Raw genomic sequence first — 16,788 nt, 5'->3', positions numbered from 1 at the left:
GTCTTCCCAAGGGCTGATGCGTGTCGTTTCCCGCACGCGAATGTGCCCTGCTGCTGAACAAACCTACCGGACGGTACTGGAAATCGCCTCCTACTTCGTCTCGGGTGAGGAGCAAAAAAGGTAAAACTGTGGCCTAATCGCCAGTCAGCGGCGCCTCAGCCGAAAGATCGCCGCCAGTTTTTCAAGCAAGGCGCCGTGAGAATGATCTGCGCGTTTCACGTACCGCGGGTGTGGGACACGTATCTGACGGCAACGCCTACCGCGGCTTTCGCGAGGCGGCCCTACCTTTGGCGTCGCGCCATGAAGGCCAGCCGCTCGAAAAGATGCACATCCTGTTCGTTCTTCAACAGCGCACCATGCAGCTTGGGCAGGGCGTCGGCGCCATCGCGTTTCAGGTCCTCGGCGCTCAGGTCTTCGGCCAGGATCAGCTTGAGCCAGTCGAGCACTTCCGATGTCGATGGTTTCTTCTTCAGCCCGGACTGTTCGCGAATGTCATAGAACTGGGTCAGCGCCTCGGTCAGGAGCTTCTCTTTGATGCCCGGATAATGCACTTCGACGATCTGCTTCATCGTCGCGACGTCGGGAAAACGGATATAGTGAAAGAAGCAGCGACGCAGAAAAGCATCCGGCAGCTCCTTTTCGTTGTTCGACGTGATGATGACGATCGGGCGCTGTGCCGCGCGGACAGTTTCGCCAGTCTCGTACACGTGGAATTCCATCCGGTCGAGTTCCTGCAGCAGGTCGTTCGGAAACTCGATGTCCGCCTTGTCGATTTCATCGATCAACAGAACGAGCTTCTGGTCGGCCTCGAACGCCTGCCAAAGCTTGCCCTTGCGGATGTAGTTGCGCACGTCGTGCACGCGTTCTTCGCCCAGCTGGCTGTCGCGCAGGCGTGACACAGCGTCGTATTCGTAAAGACCTTGCTGCGCCTTGGTCGTGGACTTGATGTTCCACTCCAGCATCGGCACCCCAAGCCCTCTGGCGACCTGCCGGGCCAGTTCGGTCTTGCCCGTCCCCGGCTCTCCCTTGACCAGAAGGGGCCGCTCCAGCGTCACGGCGGCGTTCACGGCGACGGTCAGGTCGTCGGTGGCGATGTAGGCATCGGTGCCTTCGAATTTCATGGGCTTCCCTTTTCTTGAGGATGTCGGCGTAACGCATGGTCTGCATGGAATTTTCGCTGCACCCTAGTGTCTTGGATAATTCACATCAATGGCGGGCAATTGTGTAGTGACAATTCGGCAAGGCGCGTGTAATTGCACGCCACAAGGTGGATTTCTTTGGGGGAAGTTGGGTGACCCACGCCGGCCTGAAAGAGGGAATGGACATGAAACAGGACGTTGTTCTGTCGGAGGACTATACTCCGGCCGAAGACGAGCCGTTCATGAATGAACGGCAAGTCGAGTATTTTCGTCGCAAGTTGCTGAACTGGAAGAGCGAACTTCTGGAGGACAGCCGCGATACCATCGAGGGGCTTCAGGACGGCACCCGAGCCATTCCCGACGTGGCGGACCGCGCCAGCGAGGAAACCGACCGCGCGCTGGAACTTCGGACGCGAGATCGTCAGCGCAAGCTGGTGGCGAAGATCGACGCGGCGCTGCGCCGGATCGACGAAGGTGAGTACGGGTATTGCGAAGTGACCGGCGAACCCATCAGCCTCAAGCGTCTCGACGCCCGCCCGATCGCCACGATGAGCCTCGAAGCGCAGGAACGCCACGAGCGGCGCGAAAAGGTCCACCGCGACGACTGAAGCGCTGGAATTTTCCTGAAGACCGAGCGCCGGAGCCAAGCTTCGGCGCTTTGCGCTTTCAAGGGGCGGCCATGAACATCAAGACTTTGAAATCCGTCGTTATCGGCGGCGGAATCGCAGGCCTCGCGGTGGCACTTGTTTTGCGCCGCGCCGGCGCCGAGGTCCGTGTGCTGGAGCAGGCGCCGGAAATCGGCGAAGTCGGAGCTGGCCTGCAGATCAGCCCGAACGGCTTTGTCGTTCTGGAAAAGCTTGGGCTTGGCAATGCCCTGCGCGCCAAATCGGTACGCGGCCAGGCGGTGCGCCTTCGGGACTACAAGGGGCATGACGTCGTTCGGCTCGACCTCGCCCGGCTGCCCTGCGGGGATTACCATTTCGTTCATCGCGCTGATCTGGTGGATATCCTCGAGCGCGCCGCGCGCAATGCAGGGGTCCAGATCGCGCTTGGTCAACAGGTCGCATCGGTGCACACGGGGCAGGGCGCGTCCGCGACCCTGGGCGACGGTACAGTGGTCGAAGCTGATCTTCTTGTCGGCGCGGATGGATTGCAATCGCGTGCGCGCCAGGCCCTGAATGGAACGGTTGCACCGTTCTTCACACGGCAGGTGGCATGGCGTGCCCTTGTGACCGAAACCGGCGCAGAGCCCGAAGCGCAGGTCTTCATGGGGCCGCACCGTCACCTCGTGACCTACCCCCTGCGCGGTGGACGGTTAAGGAATATCGTGGCGGTTCAGGAACGCGCGAACTGGCACGAGGAAAGCTGGCACACTGAGGACACTCCCGAAAACCTACGGGCTGCCTTCGAAGATTTCTGCCCCGACGCCTTTGCTCTGCTCGAACGGGTCGAGCGTGTGCATCGCTGGGGGCTGTTCCGGCACCCCGTTGCCGGCAAATGGTATGGCGGTGGCGTTGTCCTGTTGGGCGACGCGGCGCACCCGACCCTTCCGTTCATGGCGCAAGGGGCCAACATGGCGCTCGAGGATGCGTTTGCGCTTGGTCGCTGCCTGCAGGAAGGCGAGGACTTGAATCTCGCTCTTGCGGCGTATCAGCAGATGCGGGCAGACCGTGTCCGCCGTGTCGTCGAGACGGCCAGCGGCAACGCGTGGAAGTATCATCTCAGCTTTCCGCCGCTACGGCTTGCTGCCCATACCGCACTCCGGCTCGGAGGAGCGCTTCTGCCGGGGCGCGTGGTCGGCCAATTCGACTGGATCTACGGCTACGATGTGACCACGGACGAAATCCAAAGCGTTTCGCGATAAACTTGGATCACCGCTTACCCGAGAAGCGTGGCACAACAGCCAACCGTTGCACGCGTTTCACCTTTCGCTGATGGCTCAGGTAAAAGGCGAAACGTTTTACACGTCCAGTTCCACCCAGATCGGGACGTGATCGGAAGGTTTTTCACGGCCGCGGATGTCCTTGTCTATTGCAGTGTCGGTCAGCCTGTCGGCGGCTTGAGGGCTCAGCAGGAAATGGTCGATACGTATCCCGTCATCCCGGTTCCAAGCGCCAGCCTGGTAGTCCCAGAACGTGTAATGTCCGGGACCCTGCACGCGAGCACGGAACGCTTCCGTGAACCCCATGGCCACAAGCTCGCGAAAGGCCGCGCGGCTCTGCGGCAGCGCCAGGGCATCTTCACGCCAGGCCTCGGGACGTTTGGCATCTTCATCCTGAGGAATGACGTTGTAGTCACCGGCCATCAGGAACGGTTCCTCGGTCGCCAGCAATTCGGCCGCGCGCGCTTTCTGACGCGCCATCCAGGCCAGTTTATAGTCGTATTTCGGGCCCGGCGCGGGGTTTCCGTTGGGCAGGTACAACCCGCAAACGCGCAGCGACGTGGCCTCGCCCATTACGGTCGCTTCGATCCATCGGGCCTGCTCATCCTCATCATCCCCGGGCAGGCCGCGCTGGACGTCCTCCAGCGGATGTTTCGACAAGATCGCGACGCCGTTGAAGCCTTTCTGACCGTGGGTTTCGACATTGTATCCACGCTCTTCGAAAGGCGCGTGGGGAAAACCTTCATCGACCGTCTTGATCTCCTGCAGCACCGCCACATCCGGCTGAGCCTCGTCCAGCCAGTTGGTCAAGGCTTCGAGCCGCGCCTTGATGCCGTTGATGTTGAAACTGGCAATCTTCATTCAGGCCTCCTGATCTGGCTTGATCTATCGCGCAGCGGCGCGCGGGAGGCAAGCGGGCTTGATCAATTCGTTGGTGTAATTTCCGGGGGGTGATTCGGCTCAGTTTGGAAACAGAAAGCTAGATATCCACAGCTTTGTGGCCCTGTGGAAAACAATTTTTTACGGGCGCTGCAAAGCAGCGCCCGTAAATACAGGCAAGGCTGTCCTAAAAAAGTTAACGAATAAGCGCGCCTGTGGATAACTCTCTTTCCGAGAAAACTTGTTTGAAAGTCCCGTTTTGCGTGTAACCGTTTTAGGTGTTGACCAAACAAGGAGACCACCGATGGTTGCACTGCTCAAAGCTCAAACCGCCTTTGAAACAAAGCCCACAGAGACCAGCCTGCACGACGGCGGCGCGGTCGAGGCGTTCACTTCTTCGCTCCACGCCTCCGGCGACATGCTGGACGGCTCTCAGACCGAAATGTTCACGTCCAGCCTGGCCCCGGTTGCCGAAACCAGCCGCATGACGGGCGACGCCGTCGAGGCATTTACGTCCAGTCTTGCGCCGCGTGCGACGTCTGACGCAGGTGCCGGCGACTCGGTGGAACTCTTTACCTCCAGCCTTGGCCCGGTACGCGCCGCGCGCGCGGATGAAGGCGAGGTTGTCGGCGCCTTCACGTCGAGCCTGTAAGCTCAGGGCGGAACGGAACTAGAAGACAAGGATATCAGACCCATGGGATCCGTCGTACACCTCGATATTCCGTTCCGCCAAACCACGCGGGAGGCGCGACAAAGCGCGCTGATCCAATGCTTCGCCCGTGAGCGTCGGCCCGAGACCGATGTCTTCTGGCTCAAGGAGAACGCCGAAGTCCTGAACATCATGGTCAGCACCGGCACGACCTTGCCGCGCGAGGCGCTGAGCCCGTTCGATGCCGTCTACGACTCGCTGGACCGGCGCCTGGGCTTTTTCCCGCAATACTACAGATTTCTGCTGTCGCTTGGCCTCGACCTCGAGGACCTGGGCCTTGCCGGGACAAAGGCGTCCCGCGCGGCCGAATGGGTGGCGTCCGAAGGATTGGTTGGCGCGGAACTATCGGATCTTCAGCGCGCCGAAGCCCGACGGCTGTGCCTGCGACGTGGCGTCGATCCGGTGTCGGGTGATGCCGGGCTCGACGACCGCCTGCGGGATTTCGGAAGCCGCAGAGCGACCTTCGCCCTGCCGAACAAGAAAGCGGCATACGAACTTACGCATATCGTGTTCTACCTTTCAGAGTATGGCCAACGCGACCCCGACTTGCCCGCGGCCTTCGTCGACAGCCTGACATTCGCCGGCACGATCGCCTTTCTCGAAATGAACCTGGACCTGCTCGCCGAGGTTTGCATCGCGCTGCGGTTCGCGGGGCAGGTCCCTCCCCAGACATGGGAGCGTTGGCTTGCTGCTCAGGCCAGGAATTTCGTGCTCGAGGCCGACGCGACGGGCTGGATGTCGGACGACTATCACCCGTACCTGATGGTCCAATGGTTCCTGTCGACCGCAGGCTTGGGCGGTTTTGGTGCTGCCTTGCCGGAAGGTGGCGTGCGCTTCACGGCGCCAAAGCCCCACGCGGCCCCGCTGAGAGAGCTGTCCGAATGCATCTATCGCCTGGACGGGGTGCGCAATGGCGACTGGTCCGCGATGCGCAACCTTGTCGACCCACATCTGTCGCTGGAGGCGCGCGAGGTTGTCGAGGCCGCCGAGAGTGCCATCGACTTCGATGCATTCTTCCACGATTTCTCGCGCGCGTCGGGGCAGGAGCTTTCGGCGTGACGAGGCGCCCAACCGAAGTTGTGGTCCTCGGGGTCGTATTGACTGTCGCGTATACCCTGCTGATCACCGGCGCCGACGCCATAACCAAGCTGTTTTCGGCCAATTATGCAGCTCCGCAGATGTTCGCCTTTTCAGGTGGGCTGGTGGCACTGTTCTGCCTGCTTGCGGGTCGGAAGTCTGCAGGTACGACCGTTCTGAAAACGCGATGCCCCCGGGTGATGGCCCTGCGGGCCGTTGCGACGGTCATTGGCACTTGTGCCTTTTTCTATGCCTTCAAGCTCTTGCCCTTTGCCGAAGTCTTCCTGTTCATCGCCATCATCCCAATCCTCGCCGCCCTGCTGTCGCGTCTCGTGCTGCAAGAACGGCCGGGCGGGCAGGTCTGGGGAGCGCTGTTGTTGGGGCTGGTAGGCATGACAACGCTATTCCCAAGCGGCTTTCACAGCTTCGGAACAGGTCATCTGGTTGCGTTACTCGCGGTGACGATGGGGGCTATCTCAATGGTCTCGTCGCGATACATCGGACAGCGTGATCCGGCAGGATTGCTGTCACAGGTCTTCTATCCAAACGCCGCCTTGATGGCAGTCATGGCCTGTGTCCTGCCCTTCGTGTTCGTGCCGATGGGATGGGGCGACGTCATGTGGATCGTCTGCTATGCCTCGCTTCTCTTCGCTGCGAGGTGGTTGCTGGTGGCCGCACTCAGAATACTGCCGGCTTACGTCGTCACGCCACTGATGAACCTGCAATTCCTCTGGATGGTGGCACTCGGCACGGTAGCATTCGGAGAGCGGACCGGAGCCGGCGTGTTCTTTGGCGCGGCACTGCTCATCGTCGCGGGGGCCTGGTTGGTGTGGGACCAGGTGCGAACGCCGCTGCCGAAAGCGGCGGTGCCCGCCGAGTAGGTCACATCGAGAAGGACGTACCGCAGCCGCAGGCGCTCGTGACGTTCGGATTGTCGATCGTGAAGCGCGCACCGATCAACTCTTCCGTGAAATCGATCGTCGCGCCCGCAAGGAAGGGCAGCGAGACGCTGTCCACGACCACCTTCTGTCCCTCTGCGCCTTCCAGCACCAGGTCATCGCCCGTGGGCGCGTCCAGCTTGATGTCGTATTGAAAACCGGAGCAACCGCCGCCTTCGACGGCGACGCGCAAGGCCTGACCCTGCTCACCGGCACCGATTTCAGCAAGGCGTTCATAGGCGCGTTGCGTCACTTTGGGGGGCATCTGCATCTGGCGATCCTCGAGGTTTCTTTGCAGTTCATCATCGAATATACGAACGCTGGGACAGGACGACAAGGAAACAGGCGATGCATACCCCTTATGCCTCGGACCCGGCGCGCGCTCGGGCGCGGCTCTACCCAGAAGAAGAAAGCGCGTTTCGCTCATGTTATCAAAGGGATCGGGATCGCATAATCCATTCCAGCGCCTTCCGCCGCCTCAAGCACAAAACTCAGGTCTTCGTCGAACATGAGGGCGATTATTTCCGCACGCGGCTGACACACTCGATCGAGGTTGCGCAGGTCGCGCGCACGATTGCGGGCGCGCTCGGGCTCAACGTGGAGCTGACCGAAGCGGTAGCCTTGGCTCATGACCTGGGACACACGCCATTCGGCCATACCGGCGAAGACGCGCTCGACAGGCTCATGTCGGACTATGGCGGCTTCGATCATAACGCGCAGGCGATCCGTATCGTCACGTCGCTGGAACGCCACTACGCCGAGTTCGATGGGCTCAATCTTACCTGGGACACGCTCGAGGGTATCGCCAAGCACAATGGTCCGGTGACGGGTGCTTTGCCCTATGCGCTTGCGGATTATAACGCAAATCACGACCTCGAACTGCACACCTATGCGAGCGCCGAGGCACAGGTGGCTGCACTGGCCGATGACGTGGCATACAACAATCATGACCTGCACGACGGCCTCCGGGCGAAACTCTTCACCGAGCAGGAAATCGCCGAGCTGCCGGTTGTGGGCGCCTGTTACCGCGAGGTCGACACGAAATATCCAGGCCTTGATCCGTATCGCCGTCGCCACGAGGCGCTGCGGCGCGTCTTCGGCGTGATGGTGACGGACGTCATCGAGACCTCCCACGACATCCTTCAACAGGCCGCGCCACCAGACCCTCAGGCCGTCCGTGACCTCGGGCGTCCGGTCATCCGGTTTTCCGACCGGATGTGGGCGGACTTGCAGGTGATAAGGTCATTTCTTTTCAAGCGGATGTACCGCGCTCCTAAAGTGGTGGAGATGCGCAGCCGCGTTACAAAAGTGGTCGAGGACCTCTTTGCGTTCTACATGTCCCATCCCGAGTTTCTTCCGAAGCGCTGGCGCCAGGACGTGGCTGATGCCCCGGACCGGACGGCACTGGCGCGGCTGGTCAGCGACTACATCGCGGGAATGACGGACCGTTTCGCGCTCGAGGCTCATGCGCGGTTGTTGGGCGGAGACGCCGGTATGACTGAAAGAAAAGGAATATAGCGCATGGCGACAGGCGTCACGGAGGGAGCGCTCGATCCGGTCATGGCGGTGGCGATGGTCGGGGCGCTCGGCGTCGGAGCGCAATGGATCGCCTGGCGCCTGCGGATGCCCGCAATCGTCCTGATGCTGGCTGCGGGACTTCTGGCCGGTCCTGTATTCGGCGTTTTCGATCCGTCGCGCGATATCGGCACGCTCATGGGGCCCATGATTTCCATCGCGGTGGCGATCATCCTGTTCGAAGGCGGCCTGACGCTTGATTTCCACTCGCTTCGCGGGGCAGAGCAGGGGGTCAAACGGCTGGTATTCCTCGGCGCTCCGGTAGGCTGGATCGGCAGTGCCCTGGCGCTGCATTACGTCGGGGGGCTCAGTTGGGAAAGTTCCGCCGTCTTCGGTGGCATCATGATCGTGACGGGACCGACGGTGATCGCGCCACTGTTGCGTCAGGCGCGACTGAACCGCCGCCCGGCCCAATTGCTGCAGTGGGAAGCCATCGTGAACGACCCGATTGGCGCACTGGCGGCTGTACTGGCCTTCGAGGTGATCGTCGTGTCCGCAAGCGCAGGCAGTTTCGGCCTTGCCGCATGGCAGATCCTGCGCGGCATCGTGGTGGCGGGCGTTCTCGGATGGGCAGGCGGCTGGATCCTGAGCGAGGCGTTTCGGCGGGGCAAGGTGCCGGAATACATGAAGGTGCCGGTGCTCTTCAGCATCCTGTTGGGTATTTTCGCGCTGACCGACTACATCCTTCACGAAAGCGGGTTGCTGGCGGTGACGGTGATGGGCGTGGTGATCGCGAACGCAAACCTTCCTAGCTACACAGAGCTGCGCCGTTTCAAGGAACATGCGACGATACTGCTGGTCTCGGGGGTGTTCGTTCTGCTCGCCGCCAACATGGATATGGAAACCCTGCGCCTCATCAACTGGAATGCCGTTGCGATGGTGGCGGTGGTCATCCTCCTGGTGCGTCCGGTGACGGTCTTGTTTTCTCTGGCCTTCACCAACATCCCTTTCCGGGAACGTCTTCTTGTGGGGCTGACCGGACCGCGCGGGGTGGTCCTTGTGGCCGTTGCGGGCCTTTTCGGAGAGCGCCTGGTGGCGGAAGGCGTCGAGGATGCCGCGTTCCTCACGCCCTTCGCGTTTGCGCTGGTGGCTGCAACGGTGGTTCTGCACGGGTTCACGCTCGCTCCGCTGGCGCGATGGCTGGGGCTTGCCGGAAAGGGCCAGCCCGGCGTTCTTTTGTCCGGGGGCTCACAGTTCGCAACCTCCTTCGCGAAGACACTGCAAGAGCTCGAGGTGCCCATCCTGATCACCGACACCAACCGAGCGCGCCTGAGAAGTGCGCGCGAGGCCGGATTGCCGGTCTTTTTCGGCGACGTGTTGTCCGAAGCTGCCGAGCATAGTGCCGAGATCATGAAATACGGCGTCGTGCTCGCGCTCAGTGACAACGATGCCTACAACACGCTCGTTGCCACCGACCTGGCACCCGAATTCGGTCGAGAGAACGTCTATCAGCTGGGCCGTGCCAAGCAGGACAGCAAGCGGCACGAACTTCCCGCGTCTCTGGGCGGCCGGATCGTTGCACAAGGTCGGGGCTATACCGAACTTGCAGGCAAGATGGTCCAGGGTTGGGAGGTCCGGGCGACCAACCTGACCGAGGATTACACCTTCGAAGACTGGCAGTCGCAGAATGACGAAGGCATTCCGCTGGCGACCCACGGCCAAACCGCCGGTCTGCGCATCCTGTCGGAAACCTCCAAGGTCGAGAGCGAGGGCGAGTTCAAACTCATCTGGCTTGGCCCCGCGCGAGAGGAAAGGGCCGCCGCGTCGGCGTCGGCATAGACCCGCGCGGATTGACGTGGCCGGTTCTGGTGATAAACCGGCGCGGAAACGAAGGATTATCCGATGAACCTGTTTACCGAGATCCGTGCCAGCGTCCTTGCCGCCCTTGATACGATGCAGGGCAGGGGCGAATTGCCGGATGACCTGGACATGACGAATGTGACCGTCGAGCCGCCCCGGGATGCCGCGCATGGCGACATGGCGACCAACGCGGCCATGGTGCTTGCCAAGCCGTCCGGTCAGAAACCGCGTGATATCGCCGAGAAGCTCGCGACATTGCTGGCGGCCGACGACCGTATTGAATCCGCCGAGGTCGCGGGGCCGGGGTTCTTGAACCTGCGTCTGGCCAACACGCTCTGGCAGGACGTTGTGCGCACCGCGCTTCAGGGCGGAGAGGCCTACGGGCGCTCGGAACTGGGCAAGGGCAAGCGCGTCAACGTCGAGTACGTGTCAGCCAACCCCACAGGCCCCCTGCATGTTGGCCACACGCGAGGCGCCGTCTTTGGCGATGCCCTGGCCAGCCTGCTCGACTATGTCGGCTACGAGGTCACCCGCGAGTATTACATCAATGACGGTGGCGCCCAGGTGGATGTCCTCGCCCGCTCGGTTTACCTGCGCTATCTCGAAGCGCACGGGCAGGAGATCGCCTTCGAGGACGGCACTTATCCGGGCGACTACCTCGTGCCTGTGGGCGAGGCGCTGAAGGAAAAGGTCGGCGACGATTACGTGGGCCAGCCCGAGGACGTGTGGTTGTCCGACGTGCGCGATTTCGCCACCGACGCCATGATGGCGCTGATCCGCGAGGACCTGGACGCACTCGGCGTGCGCATGGATGTGTTCTACAGCGAAAAATCCCTCTACGGCACCGGCCGGATCGAGCAGGCGCTCGATGCTCTGCAATCCAAGGGCTTGATCTATGAAGGCGTGTTGGAGCCACCCAAGGGCAAGAAGCCCGAAGATTGGGAGCCGCGAGAGCAGACGCTGTTCAAGTCCACCGCGCATGGCGATGATGTGGATCGCCCGGTCAAGAAGTCGGACGGGGACTGGACCTATTTCGCGCCGGACATTGCCTATCACTACGACAAGGTCGAGCGCGGGTTCGATGCGCTGATCGACGTGTTCGGCGCCGATCACGGCGGTTACGTCAAGCGGATGAAAGCCGCGGTGAGCGCGCTGACGGACGGGCGGGTGCCGCTCGACATCAAGCTGACCCAGCTGGTCAAGCTCTACAAGGACGGCCAGCCGTTCAAGATGTCGAAACGGGCAGGCACCTTCGTGACCCTGCGCGATGTGGTCGATCAGGTAGGCGCGGATGTGACCCGCTTCGTGATGCTGACCCGCAAGAACGACGCCCCGCTCGACTTCGACTTCGACAAGGTTCTGGAGCAATCCAAGGAAAACCCGGTTTTCTATGTCCAGTACGCCTATGCCAGGATCTCATCGGTGATGCGCAAGGCGCGCGAGGCCGGTATCGAAGTCGACGACGCGACACTCGCCGCGGCGGATCTTTCGGTGCTGCGCGACACAGCGCAGCTGGCCGTGGCCAAGAAGCTGGCCGAATGGCCGCGTCTTGTTGAAATCGCCGGACGCACGAACGAGCCGCACCGTGTGGCCTTTTATCTCTACGATCTTGCCAGCGACCTGCACAGCCTCTGGAACCGCGGCAACGACGTGCCAGAGCTTCGATTCCTCGAAGAGGCCGATACAGCCGGGTCTCAGGCGAAAATCGCCTTGGCACGAGCCGTAACCGTTGTTATTTCCGCCGGTCTTGGTATCTTGGGTGTAACCCCGGTCGAAGAAATGCGGTAGAAAAACCGCGCCCGCGCCGGGGATCAGGCAGTAATCCAAGCCGGCGGCCAAGTATCGCCGGAGGTAGCGAGGCGAGCAATGGCACAGATGCAGGGTACCCCCGGCGATATGGGGGGCAATCGGCGGATATCATTCCAGAAACTCACCAATATGGCAGGGGCTGCTATCTCTTTGGCTCTCGTTGTCGGTATCGGGATCTGGGGCTACAAGATTCTTGTGCGCGACGTCAGCGGCGTGCCTGTCGTTCGCGCCGCCGAAGGTCCGATGCGCATTCAGCCCAAGGATCCGGGCGGTGCGACCGCCGAGCATCAGGGCCTCGCGGTGAACGGCGTGGCCGCGGACGGCTCTGCAGCCAAACCGGCCGATCGTCTCGTGCTGGCGCCTGAACCGCTGACGCTTAGCCTCGAAGACACGCCGCAATCGGATTTGAGGGTCGCCGCTGCCGCCGATGAGCCTGCTGACGCCGCCGAAGAGGTGACACCCCGGGCAGAGGCCCAGGATGCAGTCGAGTCCGACGAAGACGCGGCAACGCTGGCGGCTCTGAACACGCTGGCCGATGAATTGTCCGAAGGCGTGGAGCCGATGACGCCCTTGGCGTCCACCGAAAGCTCCGACATCGACGACGAAGCGTCAGCCGACCAGGAAGCCGAGCCTGAGCCCGAGCGCACCGCGGCTCTGTCTTCCGAGGGCCTTGGCCGCTCTCTTCGTCCCAAGGCACGTCCGGCCCAGCTGGCAAGTGTCGAGGATGCCGTTGCCGCAAGTGTCGCGGCCCAGGCGGCAGCCGCACCGGAAGTGGATCCTGACAGCATTCCGGTCGGCACCCGCATGGCGCAATTGGGGGCGTTCGAAAGTGCCGCGGTCGCGGAACAGGAATGGGCCAGGCTCTCCAAGCAGTTCTCGGAATACCTGGACGCCAAGCAGCGCGTGATTCAGAAAGCGCAAAGCGGAGGGCGGACTTTCTACCGCCTGCGGGCGATGGGTTTCACCGATCTCAGCGACGCACGGCGCTTTTGCTCGGCCTTGGTGGCGGAGAAGGCCGATTGCATCCCGGTGGTGACGCGGTGACTTCGCTCATCAGCGCCACGATCCTGGGCGTGGCCGGTACGGAACTGACAGCGGACGAGGCGGCGCTTTTCAAAGAGGTGCGGCCCTTCGGTTTCATTCTTTTTGCGCGCAATATCGAGACGCCGGACCAGGTGCGCGCTCTGTGCGATAGCTTGCGCAAGGCGGCCGGTCATGAGGCCCCCATCCTTATTGACCAGGAAGGGGGACGCGTTCAGCGCCTGCGCGGTCCGGTCTGGCGCGAGTGGTTGCCACCGTTGGAACAGGTCCAGCTTGCCGGTTCCCGTGCCGAGGACGCGATGTACGCCCGCTACCGGATCATCGCGCATGAACTGCTGGAATTGGGGGTAGACGCCAACTGTGCACCTCTTGTCGACATCGCGACACGGCAAACGCATCCATTCCTGAAAAACAGATGCTATGGACATGATGCCGATACGGTGGCGAAGGTTGGCCGTGCGGTGGCGAATGGTCTTCTGGACGGTGGCGTATTGCCTATCGTCAAGCACATCCCCGGTCACGGCCGAGCCCAGGTTGACAGCCATCTGGACCTGCCTGTCGTCGAGACGGATTTCGAAACGCTATCCGATACCGACTTCCGCCCGTTCGCAGCGTTGAATGACCTGCCCATGGGAATGACCGCACATCTTGTCTACACGGCCTGCGACACGCGTCCCGCCACGACCTCGCCCGAAATGATGCGCGTCATTCGCGACCGCATCGGCTTTGACGGGCTGATCATGACCGATGATATCTCGATGAAGGCGCTCAAGGGCGACCTGGCCGAACTTTCCCGGCAGTCGCTCGCGGCCGGCTGTGACGTGGTCCTTCATTGCAACGGTGAATTTTCCGAGATGACAGCTGTCGTGGGGGCCTCCGGCTCGCTTGAAGGCGACGCACGCCGTCGGGCCGATGCTGCGCTTGCCGCTCGAAAAGGCCCGATCGAGGTTGACATTCCCGTGCTTGAGGCAAAGCTGACCGAACTGCTACACGGTCGGGGCAATGTCTGAAGACGTGTTCGAGGAAACAGATAGGATCGAGAGCGTAAGCGACCGCATGGCGGCCGAAGCGCTGATCGTGGACGTCGACGGCTACGAGGGGCCGCTCGACCTGCTGCTGACGCTCAGTCGCACGCAGAAGGTTGACCTGCGCAAGATATCCGTTCTGCAACTGGCCGAGCAATACTTGGCATTTGTCGAACGCGCCAAGGCGCTGCGCCTGGAATTGGCCGCGGATTATCTGGTGATGGCGGCCTGGCTCGCGTTTCTCAAATCTCGGCTTCTTCTTCCACCCGATCCCGCCGAAGAAGGCCCGTCGGGCGAGGAACTGGCCGCGCACCTGGCGTTTCAGCTGGAACGCCTGCAGGCAATGCGCGAAGCGTCAGCCAGGCTGATGGGGCGCGACCAGTTGGGCCGCGACTTCTTTGCCCGGGGACTGCCCGAGGACGTGACCCGAATTCGCCGCGTGCAATACACCGCCACGCTTCTTGACCTGATGCAAGGCTATGCGCGGATCCGCACCCGGGACGAGTTTCGGCCCTATGCGTTCGACCGCGAAGCGCTTTTCACGCTGGAACAGGCGCTTGACCGAATGCGGGGGCTGATCGGTTTCGCAGGTACATGGACCGATATCGCGTCCTACCTGCCGGAGGGTTTTACCTCCGATCCGGGACGTCGTCGCTCTGCCACGGCGTCGACCTTTGCCGCGGCTCTGGAGTTGACGAAGGAAGGCAAGGTAGAACTGCGCCAGTCCGAGGTTTTCGCGCCGCTGGAATTGCGGCGAAAGGGATAGCGCATGTCTGACGAGATCGAGAACGAAGCGCCGCAGAATGAAAGCCTTTTCGAGGCGCCGCCCATGGCGGAGCAGGAACGGATGTGCGAAGCGATCCTGTTTGCCACCGCCGAGCCGATTTCCGCAAAAGAGATCGAAGCCCGGATGCCCCACGGTTGCGATGCCGCCGAAGCCTTGGTGCACCTGCGCAAGCGCTACGAAGGGCGCGGCGTGCATCTGGTGAAGGTGGGCGATGCCTGGGCCATGCGTACCGCAGCCGACCTCGGCTTCCTGATGCAAAAGGAAACAGTCGAGACCCGGAAGCTTAGCCGCGCCGCGATCGAGACGCTGGCCATCATCGCCTATCACCAACCCGTCACCCGCGCCGAGATCGAAGAGATCCGTGGTGTCAGCGTCAGTCGCGGCACGGTCGACCAGCTGCTGGAAATGGAGTGGATCCGTTTCGGGCGTCGCAAGATGACACCGGGCCGGCCCGTGACCTTCGTCGTGACCCAGCATTTCCTGGATCACTTCGGCCTGGAAAACGCGCGCGATCTGCCCGGGCTGAAGGAACTGCGAGCCGCGGGCCTTCTGGAAAACCGTCCACCGCCCGGCGAGATGCCCCAGATGGGGGAAGGCGACGAGGACCTGTCGGAAGAGACCGAAGAAGGTCAAAGCGAACTCTTCGAGGACTGACCCGGCTAAATTTCCGGGTTTGCCCTGAAAACTTCATTATCGCGTGTTATATCTCAATCAAGCAGGTACTTGAGGAGCGCGCAATGAACGCCAACCGCATCATCAACATGGTCATTCGGATGGTCATGAACCGCCTGATCCGCGGCGGGGTCAATGCCGGGATCAACAAGTTTTCGCAGCGGAATGCCAAGAACGCTTCGCCCAAAGGGCAGGGCACGTCGAACGGCCAGCAGAAACAGCAGACGGCAGAGACGCAGAAGCGCATGAGACAGTCCATGCGCGTGGCCCGCAAGATCGGCCGCTTCTAAATCGTTTCCCCCATTTACCTGAGCCATCAGCGAAGGGCGAAACGCTTCAGGCCGCGCGGAAGTGCTTTGACAGCTTGAGGCCCTGTCCCTGGTAGTTCGAGGCTATTCCCGCGCCATAAAGTTGCTGCGGCACTTCATCCATCTGCTCGTAGACCAGCCGGCCCACGATCTGCCCGTGCTCCAGCACGAAAGGGGCCTCGTGACAGCGCACTTCCAGAACGCCGCGTGAGACGGCACCTCCCGCCGCGTCATGTCCGAATCCGGGATCGAAAAACCCGGCGTAATGCACCCGGAATTCACCCACCATGGCAAGGTAGGGGGCCATTTCGGCGGCATAGGATGGCGGGATGTGCACCGCTTCACGGCTGACGAGAATGTAGAACGCGCCGGGATCCAGGATGATCCGCCCCGTATTGCTGTGGACTTCTTCCCAATAATCGGCGGGCGCGTAGCCGGCGATATTGTCAAGGTCGATGACCCCCGTGTGGGGTTTGGCACGGTACCCGACCAGGGTGCCTTCCGTCGGCTTCAGATCCACCGAAAAGCCCAGCCCGTCGCTGATCACCGGCGGACCGTCGACCAAGGGGCTTTGGGCATGAAGGGCGCTCAGGGCCGCATCGTTCAGTACTGCCTGTCCCGCCCTGAACCGGATTTGGTTCAAGCGCATCCCCGGACGGACAAGCACCGAGAACGAGCGCGGGCATATCTCGGCATAAAGCGGACCGGAATAGCCGGCAGTGACCCGGTCGAATTCCTCGCCGCCATCGGTGATGGTGCGGGTCAGCAGGTCAAGTCGTCCGGTCGAGGACTTTGCATTCGCCACGGCGTGAATATCCGAGGGCAAATTCAGGCTTTCCATCAGGGGCACGACATAGACACAGCCCTTTTCGAGGACCGCGCCATCGGTCAGGTCGATCCGGTGCATTTCGAATTCCTGCAACCTGTCTGTGACCTTGGCGCCGGCGCCGGCCAGGAACGAGGCGCGAACCCGATACGCGACCGATCCAAGGCGCAAGTCCAGCGAGGCGGGCTGTATCTGATCGGGCAGGACCGCGGGTTGCGCGGCGAGGCGTCCGTCTTGGATCATCTTTTCGAGTTGCTGGCTGGCCAGAACGCCGGTCATTCCTGCCTCCCTGCTTGCCGCACCACGATACGTTCCGTACCG

At 61.9% G+C, this 16,788-nt stretch carries 17 protein-coding genes; 13 read left to right on the top strand and 4 right to left on the bottom strand.

Features of this window, described 5'->3' with window-relative positions:
- Window positions 1-281: 281 nt before the first annotated feature.
- Window positions 282-1,121, bottom strand: coding sequence for an AAA family ATPase (locus KUV49_RS13130; RefSeq protein ID WP_222450333.1), 840 nt, complete (start codon window positions 1,119-1,121; stop codon window positions 282-284).
- 203 nt (window positions 1,122-1,324) lie between these two features.
- Here KUV49_RS13130 and dksA point away from each other — a divergent pair, with 203 nt between their 5' ends.
- Together dksA and KUV49_RS13120 are read left to right on the top strand one after the other, a co-directional pair.
- Window positions 1,325-1,747 (top strand): RNA polymerase-binding protein DksA, encoded by a 423-nt coding sequence (gene dksA / locus KUV49_RS13125; protein WP_152494486.1) that lies wholly within the window; start codon window positions 1,325-1,327, stop codon window positions 1,745-1,747.
- 71 nt (window positions 1,748-1,818) lie between these two features.
- Window positions 1,819-3,003 (top strand): FAD-dependent monooxygenase, encoded by a 1,185-nt coding sequence (locus KUV49_RS13120; RefSeq protein ID WP_222450332.1) that lies wholly within the window; start codon window positions 1,819-1,821, stop codon window positions 3,001-3,003.
- Between the two features lie 96 nt (window positions 3,004-3,099).
- Here the strand turns inward: KUV49_RS13120 and xth are convergent, their stop codons facing one another.
- On the bottom strand, window positions 3,100-3,882 hold the full coding sequence (gene xth, locus KUV49_RS13115; RefSeq protein WP_222450331.1) for an exodeoxyribonuclease III: 783 nt from the start codon (window positions 3,880-3,882) through the stop codon (window positions 3,100-3,102).
- 322 nt (window positions 3,883-4,204) lie between these two features.
- Between xth and KUV49_RS13110 the strand changes: the two genes are divergently transcribed.
- From KUV49_RS13110 to KUV49_RS13100, 3 genes are read left to right on the top strand one after another with little or no spacing between them, the layout of a single operon-like run.
- Window positions 4,205-4,552 (top strand): DUF6749 family protein, encoded by a 348-nt coding sequence (locus KUV49_RS13110; protein ID WP_222450330.1) that lies wholly within the window; start codon window positions 4,205-4,207, stop codon window positions 4,550-4,552.
- A 42-nt stretch (window positions 4,553-4,594) separates the two neighbouring features.
- Entirely contained in the window at window positions 4,595-5,668 is a 1,074-nt protein-coding gene (locus tag KUV49_RS13105) for a DUF6902 family protein (protein WP_222450329.1), read from the top strand.
- The gene (locus tag KUV49_RS13100; RefSeq protein ID WP_222450328.1) at window positions 5,665-6,567 is read left to right on the top strand and encodes a DMT family transporter; all 903 of its coding nucleotides are present in this window, start codon (window positions 5,665-5,667) and stop codon (window positions 6,565-6,567) included. The genes KUV49_RS13105 and KUV49_RS13100 overlap by 4 nt, the downstream gene beginning before the upstream one ends.
- A gap of 1 nt (window position 6,568) precedes the next feature.
- Here KUV49_RS13100 and KUV49_RS13095 read toward each other — a convergent pair whose 3' ends face one another.
- Complete coding sequence (locus KUV49_RS13095) at window positions 6,569-6,895, bottom strand: HesB/IscA family protein (RefSeq protein ID WP_152492544.1); 327 nt, start codon at window positions 6,893-6,895, stop codon at window positions 6,569-6,571.
- A gap of 77 nt (window positions 6,896-6,972) precedes the next feature.
- On the opposite strand from KUV49_RS13095, the gene KUV49_RS13090 reads away from it, so the two are divergent.
- From KUV49_RS13090 to KUV49_RS13060, 8 genes are all read left to right on the top strand, one after another.
- Entirely contained in the window at window positions 6,973-8,142 is a 1,170-nt protein-coding gene (locus KUV49_RS13090) for a deoxyguanosinetriphosphate triphosphohydrolase (RefSeq protein ID WP_222450327.1), read from the top strand.
- A gap of 3 nt (window positions 8,143-8,145) precedes the next feature.
- Window positions 8,146-9,978: a cation:proton antiporter gene (locus KUV49_RS13085; protein ID WP_222450326.1), complete on the top strand. Its 1,833-nt coding sequence runs from the start codon at window positions 8,146-8,148 to the stop codon at window positions 9,976-9,978.
- A gap of 63 nt (window positions 9,979-10,041) precedes the next feature.
- Entirely contained in the window at window positions 10,042-11,787 is a 1,746-nt protein-coding gene (gene argS / locus KUV49_RS13080; RefSeq protein ID WP_222450325.1) for an arginine--tRNA ligase, read from the top strand.
- Between the two features lie 78 nt (window positions 11,788-11,865).
- Window positions 11,866-12,852, top strand: coding sequence for an SPOR domain-containing protein (locus KUV49_RS21530; protein WP_261391203.1), 987 nt, complete (start codon window positions 11,866-11,868; stop codon window positions 12,850-12,852).
- Window positions 12,849-13,859, top strand: a complete 1,011-nt coding sequence (nagZ, locus tag KUV49_RS13075; RefSeq protein WP_315899510.1) for a beta-N-acetylhexosaminidase — start codon at window positions 12,849-12,851, stop codon at window positions 13,857-13,859. The genes KUV49_RS21530 and nagZ overlap by 4 nt, the downstream gene beginning before the upstream one ends.
- Entirely contained in the window at window positions 13,852-14,640 is a 789-nt protein-coding gene (locus KUV49_RS13070) for a segregation and condensation protein A (protein ID WP_222450323.1), read from the top strand. Before nagZ ends, KUV49_RS13070 begins: the two co-directional genes overlap by 8 nt.
- 3 nt (window positions 14,641-14,643) lie before the next feature.
- Window positions 14,644-15,315, top strand: a complete 672-nt coding sequence (scpB, locus tag KUV49_RS13065; RefSeq protein ID WP_222450322.1) for an SMC-Scp complex subunit ScpB — start codon at window positions 14,644-14,646, stop codon at window positions 15,313-15,315.
- A gap of 83 nt (window positions 15,316-15,398) precedes the next feature.
- Window positions 15,399-15,623: a hypothetical protein gene (locus tag KUV49_RS13060; RefSeq protein ID WP_222450321.1), complete on the top strand. Its 225-nt coding sequence runs from the start codon at window positions 15,399-15,401 to the stop codon at window positions 15,621-15,623.
- A 46-nt stretch (window positions 15,624-15,669) separates the two neighbouring features.
- Here KUV49_RS13060 and KUV49_RS13055 read toward each other — a convergent pair whose 3' ends face one another.
- Window positions 15,670-16,746 (bottom strand): 2'-deoxycytidine 5'-triphosphate deaminase, encoded by a 1,077-nt coding sequence (locus KUV49_RS13055; RefSeq protein WP_222450320.1) that lies wholly within the window; start codon window positions 16,744-16,746, stop codon window positions 15,670-15,672.
- Between the last annotated feature and the right edge of the window lie 42 nt (window positions 16,747-16,788).

The organism is Roseovarius atlanticus, assembly GCF_019802205.1.
Lineage (GTDB): Bacteria > Pseudomonadota > Alphaproteobacteria > Rhodobacterales > Rhodobacteraceae > Roseovarius > Roseovarius atlanticus_A.
This window is presented reverse-complemented; position numbering and strand designations above follow the sequence as displayed.

Excerpts from the sequence above, each read along its gene's own strand:
- KUV49_RS13130 (WP_222450333.1), bottom strand. The coding sequence starts at position 1,121 with ATGAAATTCGAAGGCACCGATGCCTACATCGCCACCGACGACCTGACC.
- argS (WP_222450325.1), top strand. The coding sequence starts at position 10,042 with ATGAACCTGTTTACCGAGATCCGTGCCAGCGTCCTTGCCGCCCTTGAT.
- KUV49_RS13060 (WP_222450321.1), top strand. The coding sequence starts at position 15,399 with ATGAACGCCAACCGCATCATCAACATGGTCATTCGGATGGTCATGAAC.
- KUV49_RS13070 (WP_222450323.1), top strand. The coding sequence starts at position 13,852 with ATGTCTGAAGACGTGTTCGAGGAAACAGATAGGATCGAGAGCGTAAGC.
- KUV49_RS13085 (WP_222450326.1), top strand. The coding sequence starts at position 8,146 with ATGGCGACAGGCGTCACGGAGGGAGCGCTCGATCCGGTCATGGCGGTG.
- KUV49_RS13110 (WP_222450330.1), top strand. The coding sequence starts at position 4,205 with ATGGTTGCACTGCTCAAAGCTCAAACCGCCTTTGAAACAAAGCCCACA.
- KUV49_RS13090 (WP_222450327.1), top strand. The coding sequence starts at position 6,973 with ATGCATACCCCTTATGCCTCGGACCCGGCGCGCGCTCGGGCGCGGCTC.
- scpB (WP_222450322.1), top strand. The coding sequence starts at position 14,644 with ATGTCTGACGAGATCGAGAACGAAGCGCCGCAGAATGAAAGCCTTTTC.
- KUV49_RS13055 (WP_222450320.1), bottom strand. The coding sequence starts at position 16,746 with ATGACCGGCGTTCTGGCCAGCCAGCAACTCGAAAAGATGATCCAAGAC.
- KUV49_RS13120 (WP_222450332.1), top strand. The coding sequence starts at position 1,819 with ATGAACATCAAGACTTTGAAATCCGTCGTTATCGGCGGCGGAATCGCA.
- KUV49_RS13095 (WP_152492544.1), bottom strand. The coding sequence starts at position 6,895 with ATGCAGATGCCCCCCAAAGTGACGCAACGCGCCTATGAACGCCTTGCT.
- KUV49_RS13105 (WP_222450329.1), top strand. The coding sequence starts at position 4,595 with ATGGGATCCGTCGTACACCTCGATATTCCGTTCCGCCAAACCACGCGG.
- dksA (WP_152494486.1), top strand. The coding sequence starts at position 1,325 with ATGAAACAGGACGTTGTTCTGTCGGAGGACTATACTCCGGCCGAAGAC.
- xth (WP_222450331.1), bottom strand. The coding sequence starts at position 3,882 with ATGAAGATTGCCAGTTTCAACATCAACGGCATCAAGGCGCGGCTCGAA.
- KUV49_RS21530 (WP_261391203.1), top strand. The coding sequence starts at position 11,866 with ATGGCACAGATGCAGGGTACCCCCGGCGATATGGGGGGCAATCGGCGG.